The 17,447-nt window shown below is 40.2% G+C and carries 14 protein-coding genes, 1 tRNA gene and 1 pseudogene; 13 read left to right on the top strand and 3 right to left on the bottom strand.

The window, feature by feature from the left end; genetic code table 11:
* The first annotated feature begins 14 nt into the window (after positions 1 to 14).
* Both EAL49_RS00665 and EAL49_RS00670 read left to right on the top strand, forming a co-directional pair.
* Complete coding sequence (locus EAL49_RS00665; RefSeq protein WP_001121047.1) at positions 15 to 1,103, top strand: prohibitin family protein; 1,089 nt, start codon at positions 15 to 17, stop codon at positions 1,101 to 1,103.
* A 6-nt stretch (positions 1,104 to 1,109) separates the two neighbouring features.
* Positions 1,110 to 1,649, top strand: a complete 540-nt coding sequence (locus EAL49_RS00670) for a DUF2393 domain-containing protein (protein ID WP_120828183.1) — start codon at positions 1,110 to 1,112, stop codon at positions 1,647 to 1,649.
* Positions 1,650 to 1,734: 85 nt separating this feature from the next.
* Here EAL49_RS00670 and nikE read toward each other — a convergent pair.
* The 3 genes and pseudogenes from nikE to EAL49_RS00685 form a co-directional block, all read right to left on the bottom strand.
* Positions 1,735 to 3,285 (bottom strand): annotated as a pseudogene (gene nikE, locus EAL49_RS00675) (nickel ABC transporter ATP-binding protein NikE).
* A gap of 9 nt (positions 3,286 to 3,294) precedes the next feature.
* Positions 3,295 to 4,317 carry an ABC transporter permease gene (locus tag EAL49_RS00680; protein ID WP_000116863.1) on the bottom strand — a complete coding sequence of 341 codons (1,023 nt, stop codon included), beginning with the start codon at positions 4,315 to 4,317 and terminating at the stop codon, positions 3,295 to 3,297.
* Between the two features lie 101 nt (positions 4,318 to 4,418).
* A tRNA-Ala gene (locus EAL49_RS00685) sits at positions 4,419 to 4,494 on the bottom strand.
* 163 nt (positions 4,495 to 4,657) lie between these two features.
* Between EAL49_RS00685 and hopF the strand changes: the two genes are divergently transcribed.
* The 11 genes from hopF (at position 4,658) to EAL49_RS00740 (ending at position 17,445) form a co-directional block, all read left to right on the top strand.
* Entirely contained in the window at positions 4,658 to 6,106 is a 1,449-nt protein-coding gene (hopF, locus tag EAL49_RS00690) for a Hop family outer membrane protein HopF (protein WP_120828185.1), read from the top strand.
* Between the two features lie 12 nt (positions 6,107 to 6,118).
* Positions 6,119 to 7,537 carry a Hop family outer membrane protein HopG gene (gene hopG, locus EAL49_RS00695; RefSeq protein ID WP_120828187.1) on the top strand — a complete coding sequence of 473 codons (1,419 nt, stop codon included), beginning with the start codon at positions 6,119 to 6,121 and terminating at the stop codon, positions 7,535 to 7,537.
* A gap of 107 nt (positions 7,538 to 7,644) precedes the next feature.
* Positions 7,645 to 8,880 (top strand): adenylosuccinate synthase, encoded by a 1,236-nt coding sequence (gene purA / locus EAL49_RS00700; RefSeq protein ID WP_120828189.1) that lies wholly within the window; start codon positions 7,645 to 7,647, stop codon positions 8,878 to 8,880.
* Complete coding sequence (locus tag EAL49_RS00705; protein ID WP_120828191.1) at positions 8,877 to 9,305, top strand: flagellar export protein FliJ; 429 nt, start codon at positions 8,877 to 8,879, stop codon at positions 9,303 to 9,305. Before purA ends, EAL49_RS00705 begins: the two co-directional genes overlap by 4 nt.
* Positions 9,298 to 9,987 carry a magnesium transporter MgtE N-terminal domain-containing protein gene (locus EAL49_RS00710; RefSeq protein WP_120828193.1) on the top strand — a complete coding sequence of 230 codons (690 nt, stop codon included), beginning with the start codon at positions 9,298 to 9,300 and terminating at the stop codon, positions 9,985 to 9,987. Before EAL49_RS00705 ends, EAL49_RS00710 begins: the two co-directional genes overlap by 8 nt.
* Positions 9,984 to 11,039 carry an RIP metalloprotease RseP gene (gene rseP, locus EAL49_RS00715; protein ID WP_162973070.1) on the top strand — a complete coding sequence of 352 codons (1,056 nt, stop codon included), beginning with the start codon at positions 9,984 to 9,986 and terminating at the stop codon, positions 11,037 to 11,039. Before EAL49_RS00710 ends, rseP begins: the two co-directional genes overlap by 4 nt.
* 12 nt (positions 11,040 to 11,051) lie before the next feature.
* The gene (gene xseA, locus EAL49_RS00720) at positions 11,052 to 12,314 is read left to right on the top strand and encodes an exodeoxyribonuclease VII large subunit (RefSeq protein ID WP_120828197.1); all 1,263 of its coding nucleotides are present in this window, start codon (positions 11,052 to 11,054) and stop codon (positions 12,312 to 12,314) included.
* Positions 12,315 to 12,587: 273 nt separating this feature from the next.
* On the top strand, positions 12,588 to 13,271 hold the full coding sequence (locus EAL49_RS00725) for a BsaWI family type II restriction enzyme (RefSeq protein ID WP_162973071.1): 684 nt from the start codon (positions 12,588 to 12,590) through the stop codon (positions 13,269 to 13,271).
* Positions 13,268 to 14,026: a DNA-methyltransferase gene (locus EAL49_RS00730; RefSeq protein WP_120828201.1), complete on the top strand. Its 759-nt coding sequence runs from the start codon at positions 13,268 to 13,270 to the stop codon at positions 14,024 to 14,026. Before EAL49_RS00725 ends, EAL49_RS00730 begins: the two co-directional genes overlap by 4 nt.
* 72 nt (positions 14,027 to 14,098) lie before the next feature.
* Positions 14,099 to 16,669 carry an ATP-dependent Clp protease ATP-binding subunit gene (locus EAL49_RS00735; RefSeq protein WP_120828203.1) on the top strand — a complete coding sequence of 857 codons (2,571 nt, stop codon included), beginning with the start codon at positions 14,099 to 14,101 and terminating at the stop codon, positions 16,667 to 16,669.
* A gap of 56 nt (positions 16,670 to 16,725) precedes the next feature.
* Positions 16,726 to 17,445, top strand: a complete 720-nt coding sequence (locus EAL49_RS00740) for a cytochrome c biogenesis protein CcdA (protein ID WP_162973072.1) — start codon at positions 16,726 to 16,728, stop codon at positions 17,443 to 17,445.
* Positions 17,446 to 17,447 lie beyond the last annotated feature (2 nt).

Consider the following 17,447-nt stretch of genomic DNA (forward strand, 5'->3'; position numbering starts at 1 on the left):
TAAAAAGGAAATTCATGCCCATTGATTTGAACGAACATTTAAAAAAGAAAAATCCTCAAAGAGAAAACCCAACGCCCAACACGCCTAATAATGGGGGGCGTTTCATTCCGCCGTCTAATTCTTTTAATTCTAAAAAACTATCGGTTTTAATCGTCATTGTCCTTTTAGGCGTTATCGCTTTTTTGGCCAAGCCTTTTGAAGTGATCAGCTCAGGAGAAATTGGCATTAAAATCACCGCCGGGAAATACGAACCCACCCCCTTACAGCCAGGAATCCACTTTTTTGTGCCTATCATTCAAGACATTCTCATTGTAGATACAAGGATCAGGAATATCAATTTTTCACGCACCGAAGACATGGGCGTGGCGGGTAAAAACCAAGGGATTTTTAGAAACGACGCTATTAATGTGATGGATAGCAGGGGTTTGACCGTTTCTATTGAACTCACCGTGCAATACCGCCTAAACCCCCAAACCACCCCCCAAACGATCGCTACTTATGGCTTGTCTTGGGAGCAAAAAATCATCAACCCTGTGGTGCGCGATGTGGTGCGCTCTGTCGTGGGGCGCTACCCGGCTGAAGATTTACCCATTAAGCGCAATGAAATCGCCGCTCTTATCAATAGCGGTATCAATAAAGAAGTTTCTAAGCTCCCCAACACCCCTGTGGAATTAAGCTCTATCCAATTACGAGAAATCGTCTTACCCGCTAAGATTAAAGAGCAAATTGAAAAAGTCCAAATCGCGCGCCAAGAATCAGAAAGGGTGAAATACGAGGTGGAGCGCTCCAAGCAAGAAGCTCAAAAACAAGCCGCTTTAGCTAAAGGGGAAGCGGACGCTAACAGGATTAAGGCTCAGGGCGTGGCTGATGCGATAGTGATTGAGGCTAAGGCAAAATCTCAAGCTAATTTAAGCATTTCGCAAAGCTTGAGCGACAAGCTTTTAAGACTGCGCCAAATTGAAGTTCAAGGCCAGTTTAATGAAGCGTTAAAAACGAACAATAACGCTCAAATCATGCTCACTCCAGGTGGGGCTGTGCCTAATATTTGGATTGACACTAAAAGCAAGGTTAAATCTAGTATTGCCGAGACTAAAGAGCCTTAAAAACGCATGGCGTCTCTTGCCTTTATCCAAGCTTTTTTGGAGTCTTTTAAGGGATTTTTAAGCCAAGCGACTTTAATTAGCGTTTTAATAGCGGGCGTTTTAATCCTTTTTTGCGCGATTTTGCTCCTTTTGGCTCTGCTTTTAAGAAACTGCTTAGCTAGCTATATAGCAACAACAGCTTTTTTTGGCGCGTTTTTAAGCATGCCTTTTGTTTTGAAGGTTTTACTCACTCAAGCGATTTACCCCATAGAAACACGCATCTTACACGCTAACCCTTTAAGTTATAGCAACGCCTTTTCTTTGCAAGTGGGAGTCAAAAACCATTCCAAATTCAGTCTAAACAAATGCGTTTTACGCCTAGAAGTCCTTAAAAACCCTCACAATTTTGTAGAAGAGCATGCGTTTAAATGGTTTGTCAAAAAAAGCTATGAAAAAACCTTTAAAGAAAAGATTTTGCCCAAAGAATCCAAGGTTTTTTCATTCTTCATTGACAACTACCCTTATTTAAAAACGGCCCCCTATCAAGTTTCTTTGTTTTGTTTATAAAACACCAAAAGATAACACCCAAGATAACATTCATTAAAAAGCGGTTAAAAACGCTTAAAGGCATGAATTTTTAAATAAAGCTTTTTTAAAGCCTAGATTCTAACAAGCGCTTCGTATAAGCGTGCTTAGGGTTGTCAAACACCTCTTCAATAGCGCCCATTTCTACGACTTTCCCCTCACTTACCACCAACACCTTATCGCAAAACGCTTTGATCACATCTAAATCATGGCTGATAAACAAATAGCTCAGATCCTGCTTTTCTTGTAAATCCAACAACAATTCCAACACGCTTTTTTGAATGCTTTTATCTAAAGCAGAAGTGGGCTCATCTAAAAGAATGATTTTAGGTTTTAAAGCAATCGCTCTAGCGATCGCCACTCTTTGGCGCTCCCCACCGCTGAGCTCATAAGCGTAAAAGTTAAGCAATTCAGGGCTTAAACACACTTATTCTAAACAAAGTTTTGCGAGATAATGCCATTCTTCTTTGGAAGCTTTAGGGTAAGCAAAGCGCAAAGCCTCTGTCAAAATGCTTTGAATGCTTAGGCGAGGGTTTAATGATGCATAAGGATCTTGAAACACCATTTGCAAAATCTTGCGGTAGGGTTTGAACGCCTTAGAATTTAAAAGCCCCACGCTTTGGCCTAAAATCTTTTCTTCCCCACTATTTAAAGCGAGTTTTAAAAGCCCCAACGCTAAAGAGCTTTTCCCGCTCCCGCTTTCGCCAATGATGCCGATGTTTTCTTTAGCTTTGAGAGAAAAATTCACTGATGCGATAAGGGGCTTTTTTAGAGAAGGCCTAAAAAAGCGTTTTTGCAAGTAATAAACGCTAAAATCCTTCACTTCTAAAAGCGTCTCGTCTAGCGCTTTTAAATTTTTAGCGGGCAAGTTTGAAGCTTGAATCAAGAGTTTTGAATATTCGTGCTTAGGGTCATTAAAAAGCTCTTTAGTCAAATTGGTTTCTACGATCTCGCCTTTTTTTAGCACATAAACCCTATCAGCCAAGCGTTTAACCGCCTTTAAATCATGGCTAATGAATAAAAGGGCGATGTTTTTTTCCACGCTCAATTGCTTGAGCAAGTCTAAAATCTGGTTTTGGATTTGCGCATCTAATGCGGTGGTAGGCTCATCGCAAATGAGCAGTTTGGGCGCATTAATAATGCCCATAGCGATACACACCCTTTGGCACTGCCCTCCGCTCAATTCATAAGGGTAACGATCCAAAAATTTTTCGTCTAATTGGACTTGTTTCATGGCGTTTAAAACTTTTTCTTTAAGGAGCGTTTTAGAAGCGTTTTTATGGTGTAAAAAATAGGCTTCACTCATTTGCTTGCCGATTTTATGCAAGGGATTTAGGCTGGATAGGGGGTCTTGAGCGATGTAAGCGATAATATTTCCCCTTAAATGTTGCATAAATTCTTCGCTTTCTTTTAAAAGGTCGGTTGTTTCAAACAACACTCCGCCATTATGAGGCTTGAATCTGGGGTTTAAACGCATGATGATATTAGCGATAGAGCTTTTCCCGCTCCCGCTCTCGCCCACGATCGCCACCCTTTCGCTAGGATTTAACGAAATATTGATGTTTTGGAGCGAAAAATGCGCGTTTAAAACGCAGTTCAAGTTTTTGATTTCTAGCATGCAACCCCCTTATTTGAGCATGTTGGCGTTGAAAGCATCGCGCACCCCTTCGCCAATGAACACCAAAACAGAAAGCAACAGGCTAATGGCTACAAACGCAACGATGGCTAAATGAGGCGTGGTGAGGTTATCTTTCCCTTGATTGACCAATTCGCCCAAACTCGCGCTCCCTATAGGCATGCCAAAACCCAAGAAATCCAAAGACACTAAAGTAGAAATGCTAGCCGCCATTAAAAACGGCACATAAGTGATTGTCGCTACTAAAGCGTTGGGTAAAACATGGTAGAAAATGATTTTTAAATCATTCACCCCAAGCGCTCTAGCGGCTTTGGTGTAGTCCATATTCCTTGCTTTTAAAAACTCCGTGCGCACAACTTGAGAAAGCCCCATCCAGCTAAAGAGCAAGACTAAAAATAAAATGATCCAGAAATTAGAATTAAACGCGCTAGAAATCACAATGAGTAAAAAAAGCATAGGGATCGCGCTCCAGATCTCGCTCAACCTTTGCCCCACTAAATCCATTAACCCTCCATAATACCCCTGAAACGCTCCCAAACTCACGCCAATAAGAACGCTAAAAAGGGTGAGTAAAATCCCAAACACTAACGAAACACGATAGCCATAAACCAGTCTGGCTAACACATCTCTGGCTTGATCGTCTGTGCCTAAAAGGTGTTTGAAGCTTGGGGGGGTGGGGGCAGGCGAGTCTAAATCCATAATGATCGTATCGTAGCTATAAGGGATGAGCGCATGGATAATGAAAGCGTCTTTTAAAAGCGTGTTTTTCACATAAGGATCGTTATAATCCGTAGGGGTGAAAAAATCGCCTCCAAACTCCACTTCCGCATAGTTTTTGAACATGGGGAAATACGCTTTATTATCTTTATAGATGAATAAAGGGCGATCATTCACCCACAAAGGGGCTAAAAGAGAAAGCGCTAATAAAGCGATAAAAAGATAGAGTGAAAACACCGCCCGCTTATTCTTTTTAAAACTCAGAATGCGCATTTTAAACAAACTGCTCACGCTCAAACTCCCTTGATGAAAAACAATTTCTAAGATTATAATTAATTATGGGTAATGCTAGCAAGAAAACGGGTTTGATCAATCAAGAAAGAGAATAAGCGTAATAATGGTGGAGTGTAGGGGGTTCGAACCCCTGACCTCAACGCTGCCAGCGTTGCGCTCTCCCAACTGAGCTAACACCCCAAATAAAATTAAGCGAGCATTATAACATTTTGCTCAAAAGATGTCAATTTGATGCTTTTTTTGAAACACTTAATAGCAAATTAAGAATGATTATCTTAAAATTAGAGAGTTTCTTTTATAGATTAAGTAAAATCACTTACCTACCAAAGCAAAAAGGATATTTTTGAAAAACCACTCCTTTAAAAAAACGATCGCTCTTTCCTTGCTGGCGAGCATGTCTTTGTGTAACGCTGAAGAAGATGGGGCGTTTTTTGTCATTGATTACCAGACGAGTTTGGCCAGACAGGAATTGAAAAATCCAGGCTTTACCCAAGCGCAAGAATTAAAGCAACTCATTAGAGATGGGGCTGTGAGGTTGCAAACTTCTGCCATTCCCTTATCCTACTACTTGGATATTTTAGGGAATAAAACAAAAACTCTTTTGAGTGAAAGCCTGAAAAACAGCTCACAAGCGCAACCATCGCAACCAAACGGACAACCAAACCAAGCTTTAGTCAATTTAGAGCAATCTCTAGGGATTTTAGGAAAACTATTAGATCTATCCCAACAATACGCTTCAGAAGGTGTCATTAAGCCTTTGGTGGTGGATGTAGGGAAAGAACAAATCGGCATTACGGATAGCATGCTCTTAGTGGCTCAAAACATCGTTTTAGCTTTAGGGCAAGTGGATTTGAGTAAAATCCAACAAAACAATAACGAACAGCTATACCAAAACATCATGAAAGTCATGCTTTTAGGCGCGGGCGGGACTAATGGATCGTATAACGGCGTGAGTGTGGGCGATATTGCCACAGGCATGCAAAATTTTTCTTCGCAAACGGGCTTGATAGGGGCTAACTCTACGGTTAGCGAGCTTAACGCTTTGATTAAGAGCGGGATTTCTTTGGATCGTGAGACTTTGAGGTTGGGGAGTTTTATTGAAAAAAATATCTGCAGCGGTGCATCGTCTTGTTTTAGTGGGAATCAGCTTATCTATAAGAAAGGGCTAGATAGAGTCATAAACATCATTAACGCGAGCTTGGGTCAGTTTGAATCTTCGGCTAGTTCTCTTTATAAGATTTCTTATATCCCTAACCTCTTTTCGCTCAAAGATTATCAGTCAGCGAGCATGAACGGCTTTGGGGCTAAGATGGGCTATAAACAATTTTTCACCCATAAGAAAAATGTTGGCTTAAGGTATTACGGGTTTTTGGATTATGGCTATGCGAATTTTGGCGATACGAATTTAAAAGTGGGAGCGAATCTTGTTACTTATGGGGTAGGAACGGATTTTTTATACAACGTGTATGAACGCTCCAGAAGGAGGGAAAGGACTACAATCGGCCTTTTCTTTGGCGCTCAAATTGCAGGGCAAACTTGGAGTACTAATGTAACGAACTTGTTGAGCGGGCAAAGGCCTGATGTCAAGTCCAGTTCGTTCCAGTTCTTGTTTGATTTGGGCGTGCGCACCAACTTTGCAAAAACCAATTTCAATAAGCACAGGCTAGACCAAGGGATAGAATTTGGGGTGAAAATCCCTGTTGTCGCTCATAAATATTTTGCAACCCAAGGCTCAAGCGCGAGCTATATGAGGAATTTTAGCTTCTATGTGGGCTATTCAGTCGGTTTTTAAGGAAGGCTCTTGATGAAAAATACCAATACAAAAGAGATAAAGAATATAAAAATGAAAAAAGGTTATAGTCAATACCACGCGCTCAAAAAAGGGCTTTTGAAAACCGCTCTGCTTTTTAGCCTTCCCTTAAGCGTGGCGTTAGCTGAAGACGATGGCTTTTACATGGGAGTGGGCTATCAAATCGGCGGTGCGCAACAAAACATCAATAACAAAGGCAGCACCCTAAGGAATAATGTCATTGATGATTTCCGCCAAGTGGGCGTGGGTATGGCAGGGGGTAATGGGCTTTTAGCCTTAGCGACAAACACGACCATGGACGCTCTTTTAGGGATAGGCAATCAAATTGTCAATACTAATACAACTGTTGGCAACAACAACGCAGAGTTAACCCAGTTTAAAAAAATACTCCCCCAAATTGAGCAACGCTTTGAAGCGAATAAAAACGCTTATAGCGTTCAAGCCTTGCAAGTGTATTTGAGTAATGTGTTGTATAACTTGGTTAATAATAGTGAGAATGGCAGTAATAATGGAGTCGTTCCTGAATATGTAGGAATTATAAAAGTTCTCTATGGTTCTCAAAATGAATTCAGTCTCTTAGCTACGGAGAGTGTGGCGCTTTTAAACGCGCTTACAAGAGTGAATCTGGATAGTAATTCGGTGTTTTTAAAAGGGCTCTTAGCCCAAATGCAGCTTTTTAATAACACTTCTTCAGCAAAGCTAGGCCAGATCGCAGAAAGCTTGAATAAGAGCGGTGGTGCAGGGGCCATGCTTCAAAAGGATGTGAAAACCATCTCGGATCGAATCGCTACTTACCAAGAGAATCTCAAACAGCTAGGAGGAATGCTAAACAATTACGATGAGCCTTACTTGCCCCAGTTTGGGCCGGGCAAAAGCTCTCAGCATGGGGTTATTAATGGCTTTGGCATTCAAATGGGCTATAAGCAATTTTTTGGGAACAAGAGGAATATAGGCTTACGGTATTATGCTTTCTTTGATTATGGCTTTACGCAATTGGGCAGTCTTAATAGCGCTGTTAAAGCGAACATCTTTACTTATGGCGCTGGCACGGACTTTTTATGGAATATCTTTAGAAGGGTTTTTAGCGATCAGTCCTTGAATGTGGGGGTGTTTGGGGGCATTCAAATAGCGGGTAACACTTGGGATAGCTCTTTAAGAGGTCAAATTGAAAACTCGTTTAAAGAATACCCCACTCCCACGAATTTCCAATTTTTGTTTAATTTGGGCTTAAGGGCTCATTTTGCCAGCACCATGCACCGCCGGTTTTTGAGTGCGTCTCAAAGCATTCAGCATGGAATGGAGTTTGGCGTGAAGATCCCAGCGATCAATCAAAGGTATTTGAGGGCGAATGGGGCTGATGTGGATTATAGGCGTTTGTATGCGTTCTATATCAATTACACGATAGGTTTTTAAACTCTTTAAAAAGGTATTTTTAGAGTTTAAAGGGGCTTTTTTACTTTTTTTTGGTATTCTAACAAGCTTTTAAACAATCTAATCTACTTTATTTTAAGGGTAATTTTATGGCAGATGTCGTTGTGGGGATCCAGTGGGGAGATGAGGGGAAGGGAAAAATTGTGGATAGAATCGCTAAAGATTATGACTTTGTGGTGCGCTATCAAGGCGGGCATAACGCAGGGCATACCATCGTGCATAAGGGGGTTAAGCATTCTTTGCATTTAATGCCCTCAGGGGTGCTATACCCACAATGCAAGAATATCATTTCTAGCGCGGTGGTCGTGAGCGTTAAGGATTTGTGCGAAGAAATCAATGCGTTTGAAAATTTAGAAAATCGTTTGTTTGTCAGCGACAGAGCCCATGTGATCTTGCCCTATCATGTGCAAAAAGACGCTTTTAAAGAAAAATCTCAAAACATCGGCACGACTAAAAGAGGCATAGGCCCTTGCTATGAGGATAAAATGGCAAGGAGCGGGATCAGAATGGGGGATTTGTTGGATGATAAAATTTTAGAAGAAAAATTAAAAGTGCATTTCAAAGCCATTGAGCCTTTTAAAGAAGCGTATGATTTGAATGAAGCTTATGAAAAAGATTTGAGGGAGTATTTTAAACAATACACCCCAAAAATCCGCCCCTTTATCAAAGACACGACCAGCATGCTAATAAAAGCCAATCAAAAGGGCGAAAAAATCTTACTAGAAGGGGCGCAAGGCACGCTTTTAGACATTGATTTAGGGACTTACCCTTTTGTAACAAGCTCTAACACCACGAGCGCGAGTGCATGCGTGAGCACCGGCTTAAACCCTAAAGCGATCAGTGAGATTATAGGCATCACAAAAGCTTATTGCACTCGTGTAGGGAACGGGCCTTTCCCTAGCGAAGATCTTACGCCTATGGGGGATCATTTAAGGATTAAGGGTGCGGAGTTTGGCACGACAACCAAACGCCCAAGGCGTTGCGGTTGGCTGGATTTGGTGGCTTTAAAATACGCTTGCGCTTTGAATGGTTGCACGCAATTAGCTTTAATGAAATTAGATGTTTTAGACGGGATTGATGCGATTAAGGTGTGCGTGGCTTATGAAAGAAAAGGCGAAAAATTAGAGGCTTTCCCTAGCGATTTGAAAGATTGCGTGCCGATTTATCAAACTTTTAAGGGCTGGGAAAAAAGCGTTGGCGTGAGAAAATTAGAGGATTTAGAGCCAAACGCTAGAGAGTATATCCGTTTTATTGAAGAAGAAGTGGGGGTGAAAATTGGCCTTATTTCTACAAGCCCTGAAAGAGAAGACACGATTTTTCTATGAAAAAATTCGCTTCTGTGTTGGTGCAATTAAAGACTCTTGCGTTAGAAAAAATAGAGCAAAAGCTTCAAAACAAACGCCTGGAGTTGCAACAAAATGAACAACAAATTTTAAACAAACAAATGGATTTGAGCGCGTTTAAAAACCCTAATTTGGGGGGAATGATCCTTTTTTTGCAAACCCAACAATTAAAAAGCGCTTTAAGGATGGAGATAGAGCGTTACCAACAAGAATGCGAAATTTTGCACGAAAGTTTAAAAATCTTAGAAAAAGACTATCTTTTGGCCAACCAAGAATTAGAAAAAGCTAAAATCATTTTAGAAAAAGAAAAACAAAAAGAAAAAGAAATCATGGAGAAAAAAGAGCAGGCTCTTTTAGATGAAAACGCCATGATCTTACACTGGCAAAAAGAGGGTTTGCATGCGTAAAATCTTACTCACAGGCTTTGTTTTGCAAGCGCTTTTTAGCGAAGAAGCCGCGCAAGAATTGTTGCAATGCTCTGCGATTTTTGAATCTAAAAAAGCGGAACTGAAAGACGATTTGCGCCAATTGAGCGAGAAAGAGCAGTCTTTAAGGATCTTGCAAACCGAAAACGCTCGCCTTTTGGAAGAAAAAAGCGAATTGTTAAACCAAAAAGAAAAAGAAGTGGAAGAAAAACTAAAAAATCTAACCGCTAAAGAAGAAGCCTTTAAAAGCTTGCAAGCTGCAGAAAAAAAACGCCTTGAAAATTTGATAGAAGAAAATGAGGATATTTTAAGAGAAATCAAGCAAGCTAAAGAAAGTAAGATTGGCGAGACTTATTCTAAAATGAAAGATTCCAAATCGGCTTTGATTTTAGAAAATTTGCCCACCAAAAATGCCTTAGAAATTTTAATGGCGTTAAAGCCCCAAGAATTAGGCAAAATTCTAGCCAAAATGGATCCTAAAAAAGCGGCGGCTTTGACGGAATTATGGCAAAAACCCCCAAAAGAAAATCAAGAAAACCAAAAAACCACAGAGCCTCCCCTAACGCCCACGCCCCCTAATGCGCCAACCATAAAAGAACCAGCCATAAAAGAACCTAATATGAAAGAACCAAACGCGCAAGAGTCTGCATCTAAAGGGGTATAATGTTAATTGTAGCGATTTTAACGCTGGCGTTTTTAATCTTTGTCCATGAGTTAGGGCATTTCACTATCGCTAGGCTTTGTGGGGTCAAAGTAGAAGTTTTTAGCATTGGTTTTGGTAAAAAACTCTGTTTTTTTAAGCTTTTTGGCACGCAATTCGCTTTGTCTTTGATCCCGCTTGGGGGCTATGTGAAATTAAAGGGCATGGACAAAGAAGAAAATGAAGAAAATAAAACTCATCAAGCAAATGATAGCTACGCGCAAAAAAGCCCTTTTCAAAAGCTATGGATACTATTTGGGGGGGCGTTTTTTAATTTTCTTTTTGCGATTTTAGTGTATTTTTTTCTGGCATTGAGCGGGGAAAAAGTCTTACTGCCAATCATTGGCGGTTTAGACAAAAACGCACTAGAAGCCGGGCTGTTAAAGGGGGATAAAATCCTTTCTATCAACCATCAAAAAATAGCGAGTTTTGGAGAGATTAGAAGCGTAGTGGCGTGCGCTAGAGGCGAGTTAATTTTAGAAATAGAGCGGAACAATCAGATTTTAGAAAAACGACTGACCCCCAAAATCGTAGCGGTAATAAGCGATTCTAACGATCCTAATGAAATGATCCGGTATAAAGCGATAGGCATCAAGCCGGACATGCAAAAAACAGGCGTTGTCTCTTATTCCTTGTTTCAGGCGTTTGAGCAAGCCTTGAGTCGGTTTAAAGAGGGCGTTGTTTTGATTGGGGATTCTTTAAGGCGTTTGATTACAGGGAGCACTTCAGTTAAGGAATTGAGCGGGGTAATAGGCATTGTGGGAGCGTTAAGCCATGCCAATAGCTTGAGCATGCTTTTGTTGTTTGGGGCGTTTTTGTCTATCAATTTAGGGATTTTAAACTTACTGCCCATCCCCGCCTTAGATGGGGCGCAAATGCTAGGGGTTGTTTTTAAAAATATTTTTAAGATCGCTTTGCCAACGCCCATACAAAATGCGTTGTGGCTAGCGGGGGTGGGGTTTTTGGTTTTTGTCATGTTTTTAGGGCTTTTCAATGACATCACTCGTTTGCTATAAAAGGGGGAGCTAATGGATATATTGAGCGTGAGCGAAATCAACGCGCAAATCAAAGCCCTTTTAGAAGCGACTTTTTTGCAAGTTAGGGTTCAAGGGGAAGTGAGTAATTTGACTATCCATAAGGTGAGCGGCCATGCGTATTTTTCGCTCAAAGACAGCCAGTCGGTTATTAAATGCGTGCTGTTTAAAGGGAACGCTAACAGGCTCAAATTCGCTTTAAAAGAAGGGCAGGAAGTGGTTGTTTTTGGGGGTATTAGCGTGTATGTTCCAAGGGGGGATTATCAAATCAATTGCTTTGAAATAGAGCCTAAAGAGATAGGTTCATTAACTTTAGCTTTAGAGCAATTGAAAGAAAAATTACGCCTTAAAGGCTATTTTGATAAAGAAAATAAATTACCCAAACCGCATTTTCCTAAACGAGTGGCAGTCATCACTTCTCAAAATTCAGCCGCTTGGGCGGACATGAAAAAGATCGCTTCCAAACGATGGCCGATGTGTGAATTAGCCTGCATCAACACTTTAATGCAAGGGGAGGGCTGCGTTCAAAGCGTGGTGGAGAGCATCGCTTATGCGGATAGTTTTCATGACACAAAAAACGCTTTTGATGCGATTGTAGTGGCTAGGGGTGGGGGGAGCATGGAGGATTTGTATTCTTTCAATGATGAAAAAATCGCTGATGCTCTGTATTTGGCTAAAACTTTCAGCATGTCAGCTATTGGGCATGAGAGCGATTTTTTATTGAGCGATTTGGTGGCGGATTTAAGGGCTTCTACGCCTTCAAACGCGATGGAGATCTTACTCCCCAGCAGCGATGAATGGTTGCAAAGACTTGATGGGTTTAATGTGAAATTGCACCGCTCGTTTAAAACTTTGCTCTACCAAAAAAAGGCGCATTTAGAGCATTTAGCAGACTCTTTAAAACGATTGAGTTTTGAAAACAAACACCATTTAAACGCTTTAAAACTAGAGAAATTAACAATCGCTTTAGAAAATAAAACCCTAGAATTTTTACGCTTTAAAAAAACGCTTTTAGAAAAAATCTCTATTCAAGCATTGACAAGCCCTTTTTTACAAACTAAAACAGAGCGTTTAAACAGGCTAGAAAACGCCCTTAAACTCGCTCATGCGCATTTGAAATTACCCCAATTCGGGGCGTTGGTGAGCAAAAATAATCAAGCGGTAGAACTAGAGGCATTAAAAAGGGGCGATAAAATTGAATTGAATAATGAAAAAGCCAGAGCGAGCGCTGAAATTTTGAGCGTGGATAGGGTGTAGGGGTTTGAAAATCACTATCAAGACTTATGACTTTAAGCGATTAGTGCGGTTAGTGAATATTGGTGTTTGTTTTTAAAAAATTTGCTTCTTAAAACTTTGTTTTATCGTTTTAGACTTATTCTATGGCAAAACTCTTAAGAGGATAGAGGGTATTTTGAAATAACTCTTCTCTTTAATCCCTTATATAGAGCCAAAGGGATTTTAAAACACCAGCCATTATCAAAAAGTTTTGTATTATAATTTGATGGATTTCTGTTGATTAAGGTGTTTGAATTGGGTTTAGCCGATATTATTTTAGAGCGTTTTAAAGATTTTATGAGAGAGCAACCTGAGCCTTACAAGTTTTTGCAGGTTTTTTACGCACAAGAAAAAGAACGCTTTTTGAATAGTAAGATTAGCGATTATATGAAGCGAAATAAAAGCAAGGAAGAAGCCAGCATTTTAGCCAGACAAGGCTTTGTCAGTGCGGTTGGAAGAGCGTTAGAAAAAATCATAGAACTTTTATTAAAAGATTTTTGTATTAAAAACAATGTCAAAATGACGAACGATAAAATCTTAAGGGCTAAGCGCATTAATGGCGAGCTGGATAAAGTCAAACGGGCTTTATTGGTGCATTTTGGAGAGTATAGCGTTTTGCCAGATATTATTCTTTATCAAACCGATAGTATCAAAATCCTAGCGATTTTATCGGTAAAAAATTCGTTTAGAGAGCGTTTCACAGAAACGCCTTACTGGAAATTAAAGCTTTTGCAATCGCCTGTAACTTCTCACATTAAAGTTTTCATGATAACGCCGGATAACGATGATGAAATCAGCTTTAAAGACAAGCCTAAAAAGGCTAGGATCGTCATGGAGCATGAATTAGATGGCCTTTATTTAGCCAAAAGCCATTTTGATCAAAGTTCTAAAATTAAGGGCATAGAAAATTTATTAGAAGATTTAAAAAGGCTTTTATGAAACCTTATTTCAGTTTGGAAAAATTGGATTTATACCATGGCGATGCGAGCGTTTTAGAGACTTTTGAAAAAGGTTTTTATGATTTGTGCATCACTTCACCGCCCTATAATTTGAGTATTGAATACCAAGGGAGTGATGATTTTAGGGCTTATGATGATTATTTGAATTGGTGTAAAAATTGGCTTAAAAATTGTTATTTTTGGGGTAAGGAACAGGCGAGATTGTGCTTGAATGTCCCTTTAGATACGAATAAACATGGCAAGCAAAGTTTGGGGGCTGATATGATTGCCATAGCTAGAGAATGCGGTTGGAAATACCAAAATACGATCATTTGGAATGAAAGCAATATTTCAAGACGCACCGCTTGGGGGAGTTGGCTGCAAGCTAGCGCGCCTTATGCGATCGCTCCTGTGGAGTTGATCGTTGTTTTTTATAAAAACGAATACAAACGAAAAAAACAAACTTCTACGATAAGCAAAGAGGAATTTTTACTCTACACGAACGGGCTATGGAATTTTAGCGGCGAATCCAAAAAGCGCTTAAAACACCCAGCCCCATTCCCAAGGGAATTACCCAGGCGTTGCATCCAATTGTTTTCTTTTTTGGAAGACACGATTTTTGATCCTTTTAGCGGATCTGGCACGACTATTTTAGAGGCCAACGCCTTAGGGCGTTTTAGCGTGGGTTTAGAGATTGAAAAAGAATATTGCGAGCTGTCTAAAAAGCGTATTTTAGAGAGTTTGTCATTAGTGTGAGCGTTTTAAAAACCTTTGAGGGTTAAAATAGTGTAAAATAGTAAAGATTTTAAAACTCAAAAAGGATTGATAATGAATTTATTTGAAAAGATGACTGACCAGTTGCATGAGGCTTTAGACAGCGCGCTCGCTTTAGCCTTACACCATAAAAACGCTGAAGTAACGCCCATGCACATGCTTTTTGCCATGCTTAATAATTCCCAAGGCATTCTCATTCAGGCCTTACAAAAAATGCCTGTGGATATTGAAGCTTTAAAACTTAGCGTTCAAAGCGAGTTGAATAAGTTTGCTAAAGTTTCACAAATCAGCAAGCAAAATATCCAATTAAACCAAGCTCTAATAGAAAGTTTAGAAAACGCTCAAGGCTTGATGGCTAAAAGGGGCGATTCTTTCATCGCTACCGATGTGTATCTTTTGGCGAATATGAGCCTTTTTGAAAGCGTTCTAAAACCTTATTTAGACACTAAGGAATTGCAAAAAACTTTAGAATCTTTAAGAAAAGGCAAGACTATCCAGGATAAAAACGACGATTCCAATTTGGAAAGTTTAGAAAAATTTGGCATTGATTTGACGCAAAAAGCCCTAGAAAATAAGCTGGATCCGGTGATCGGAAGAGATGAAGAAATCATTCGCATGATGCAAATTTTGATAAGAAAAACAAAAAATAACCCTATTTTACTGGGTGAGCCTGGAGTGGGGAAAACGGCGGTTGTGGAAGGGTTAGCCCAACGCATTGTGAATAAGGAAGTGCCTAAAACGCTTTTAAACAAACGAGTTATCGCTTTAGATTTAAGTTTATTGGTGGCTGGGGCGAAATACAGAGGCGAGTTTGAAGAGCGCCTGAAAAAGGTGATTGAAGAAGTTAAAAAAAGCGCGAATGTGATTTTATTCATTGATGAAATCCACACGATTGTGGGGGCTGGGGCTAGTGAGGGGGGCATGGATGCGGCTAATATTTTAAAGCCTGCGCTCGCTAGGGGGGAATTGCACACGATTGGAGCGACCACTTTAAAAGAATACCGCAAGTATTTTGAAAAAGACATGGCGCTACAAAGGCGTTTCCAACCCATTTTACTCAATGAGCCTAGCATCAATGAAGCTTTACAGATTTTAAGGGGGTTGAAAGAAACTTTAGAAACGCACCATAATATCACCATCAATGACTCCGCGCTCATAGCGAGCACTAAACTCTCTAGCCGTTATATCACCGATAGGTTTTTACCCGATAAAGCGATTGATTTGATTGATGAGGGGGCGGCTCAATTAAAAATGCAAATGGAATCAGAGCCGGCCAAACTCTCTAGCGTTAAGCGCTCCATTCAAAGACTAGAAATGGAAAAACAAGCCCTTGAGATGGAAAAAAAAGAGAGCAATGCCAAACGCATGCAAGAAATCCTTAAAGAATTGAGCGATTTGAAAGAAGAAAAAATCCAATTAGAAGCGCAATTTGAAAACGAGAAAGAAGTGTTTAAAGAAATTTCACGCTTGAAAATGGAAATGGAAAGCTTGAAAAAAGAGGCTGAGAGGTTTAAACGCAATGGGGATTTCCAGCAAGCGGCTGAAATTGAATACTCTAAAATCCCTGAAAATAAAAAGAAAGAAGAAGAATTGCAGCACAAATGGGAAGCGATGCAACAAAATGGGGCGTTATTGCAAAACGCTTTAACCGAAAACAACATCGCTGAGATCGTGAGCCAATGGACGCATATCCCGGTCCAAAAAATGCTTCAGAGCGAAAAAAACAGGGTTTTAAACATTGAAAGCGAATTGCAAAAAAGAGTGGTGGGGCAAGAAAAAGCACTTAAAGCGATCGCTAAAGCGATTAAAAGGAATAAGGCCGGCCTAAGCGATAGCAACAAGCCCATAGGGAGTTTCCTCTTTTTAGGGCCAACAGGCGTGGGTAAAACCGAGAGCGCTAAAGCTTTGGCGCAATTCTTGTTTGATAGCGATAAAAATCTGATAAGAATTGACATGAGCGAATACCTAGAAAAGCATGCCATAAGCCGTCTTATTGGAGCCGCTCCTGGGTATGTGGGCTATGAAGAAGGCGGGCAATTGACCGAAGCGGTGCGCAGAAAACCCTATAGCGTGGTGCTGTTAGATGAAGTGGAAAAAGCCCATCCAGATGTGTTTAACCTCTTGTTGCAGGTTTTAGATGAAGGGCATTTAACCGATAGTAAGGGCGTGAGGGTGGATTTCAAAAACACGATTTTGATTTTAACCAGCAATGTGGCTAGTGGCGCGCTTTTAGAAGAAAGTTTGAGCGAAGCCGAGAAACAAAAAGCGATTAAAGAAAGCTTGAGGCAATTCTTCAAGCCGGAATTTTTAAACCGCTTAGATGAAATCATCTCCTTTAACGCCCTAGATAGTCATGCTGTCATTAACATCGTGGGGATTCTCTTTGAAAACATTCAAAAAAAAGCGCTTGAAAGGGGCATTAATATAACCCTAGACGAAAAGGCAAAAGAATTGATCGCTGAAGTGGGATTTGACAGATTTTATGGCGCTAGACCTTTGAAGCGCGCGCTCTATGAAATGGTAGAAGACAAGCTCGCTGAACTCATTTTAGAGGATAAAGTTAAAGAGAATGACAGCGTGGCGTTTGTGGTAGAAAATAACGAGATTGTGCCTAAGATTAAGTGAAGTTTGGTTATCCTAAAAAAGACAAGAAATGATTATTTTTGAAAAAGGATTGAATGATGTTTGATAACACGCTTGTTAATCTCTTTGACACAGCGCCTCTTTTAACTTCGCTTTTAGCCGGGATTTTAACTTTTTTAAGCCCTTGCGTGTTGCCTTTGATCCCGGCGTATATGTCTTATATTTCTCAAATTTCTTTAGAGGATATTAAAGATGGTAAGGCTAAAAGGGTTTCGGTTTTTTTAAAATCCTTGATGTTTGTGGTGGGGTTTTCGCTCGTGTTTTTGGGCGTGGGCATGTCTATGGCCAAGCTTATCCATAGCTTTTCGTTTGCTTGGGTGAATTATATCGCTGGGGGGATTGTGATCCTTTTTGGTTTGCATTTTTTAGGCGTGTTTCGTTTTTCATTTTTGTATAAAACTCAAAGCGTTGGTTTAGCGAGCAAATCTAATAGCATGCAGCGCTTTTACCCCTTTCTTTTGGGCATGAGTTTCGCTTTGGGCTGGACGCCATGCATCGGGCCGATATTCACTTCTATTGTGATCATGAGCGCGAGTAAGGACGCTTATGGCTTAATCCTTATGGTGGTGTTTGTAATGGGCTTGGCGATCCCTTTTTTATTGGTGGCTTTAATGCTAGAAAGAGCGCTTTTGTTTTTAAAATCCTTAAAGAAATACAACCGCACGATTGAAATTGTTTCAGGGTTGGTGCTTGTTTTAATGGGAATATTGATTGTGACAAATTCTTTAGAAAGCCTGACGGATTTCTTGCAAAAATAGGA

Source organism: Helicobacter pylori (genome assembly GCF_003637665.1).
GTDB classification, from domain to species: domain Bacteria; phylum Campylobacterota; class Campylobacteria; order Campylobacterales; family Helicobacteraceae; genus Helicobacter; species Helicobacter pylori_CK.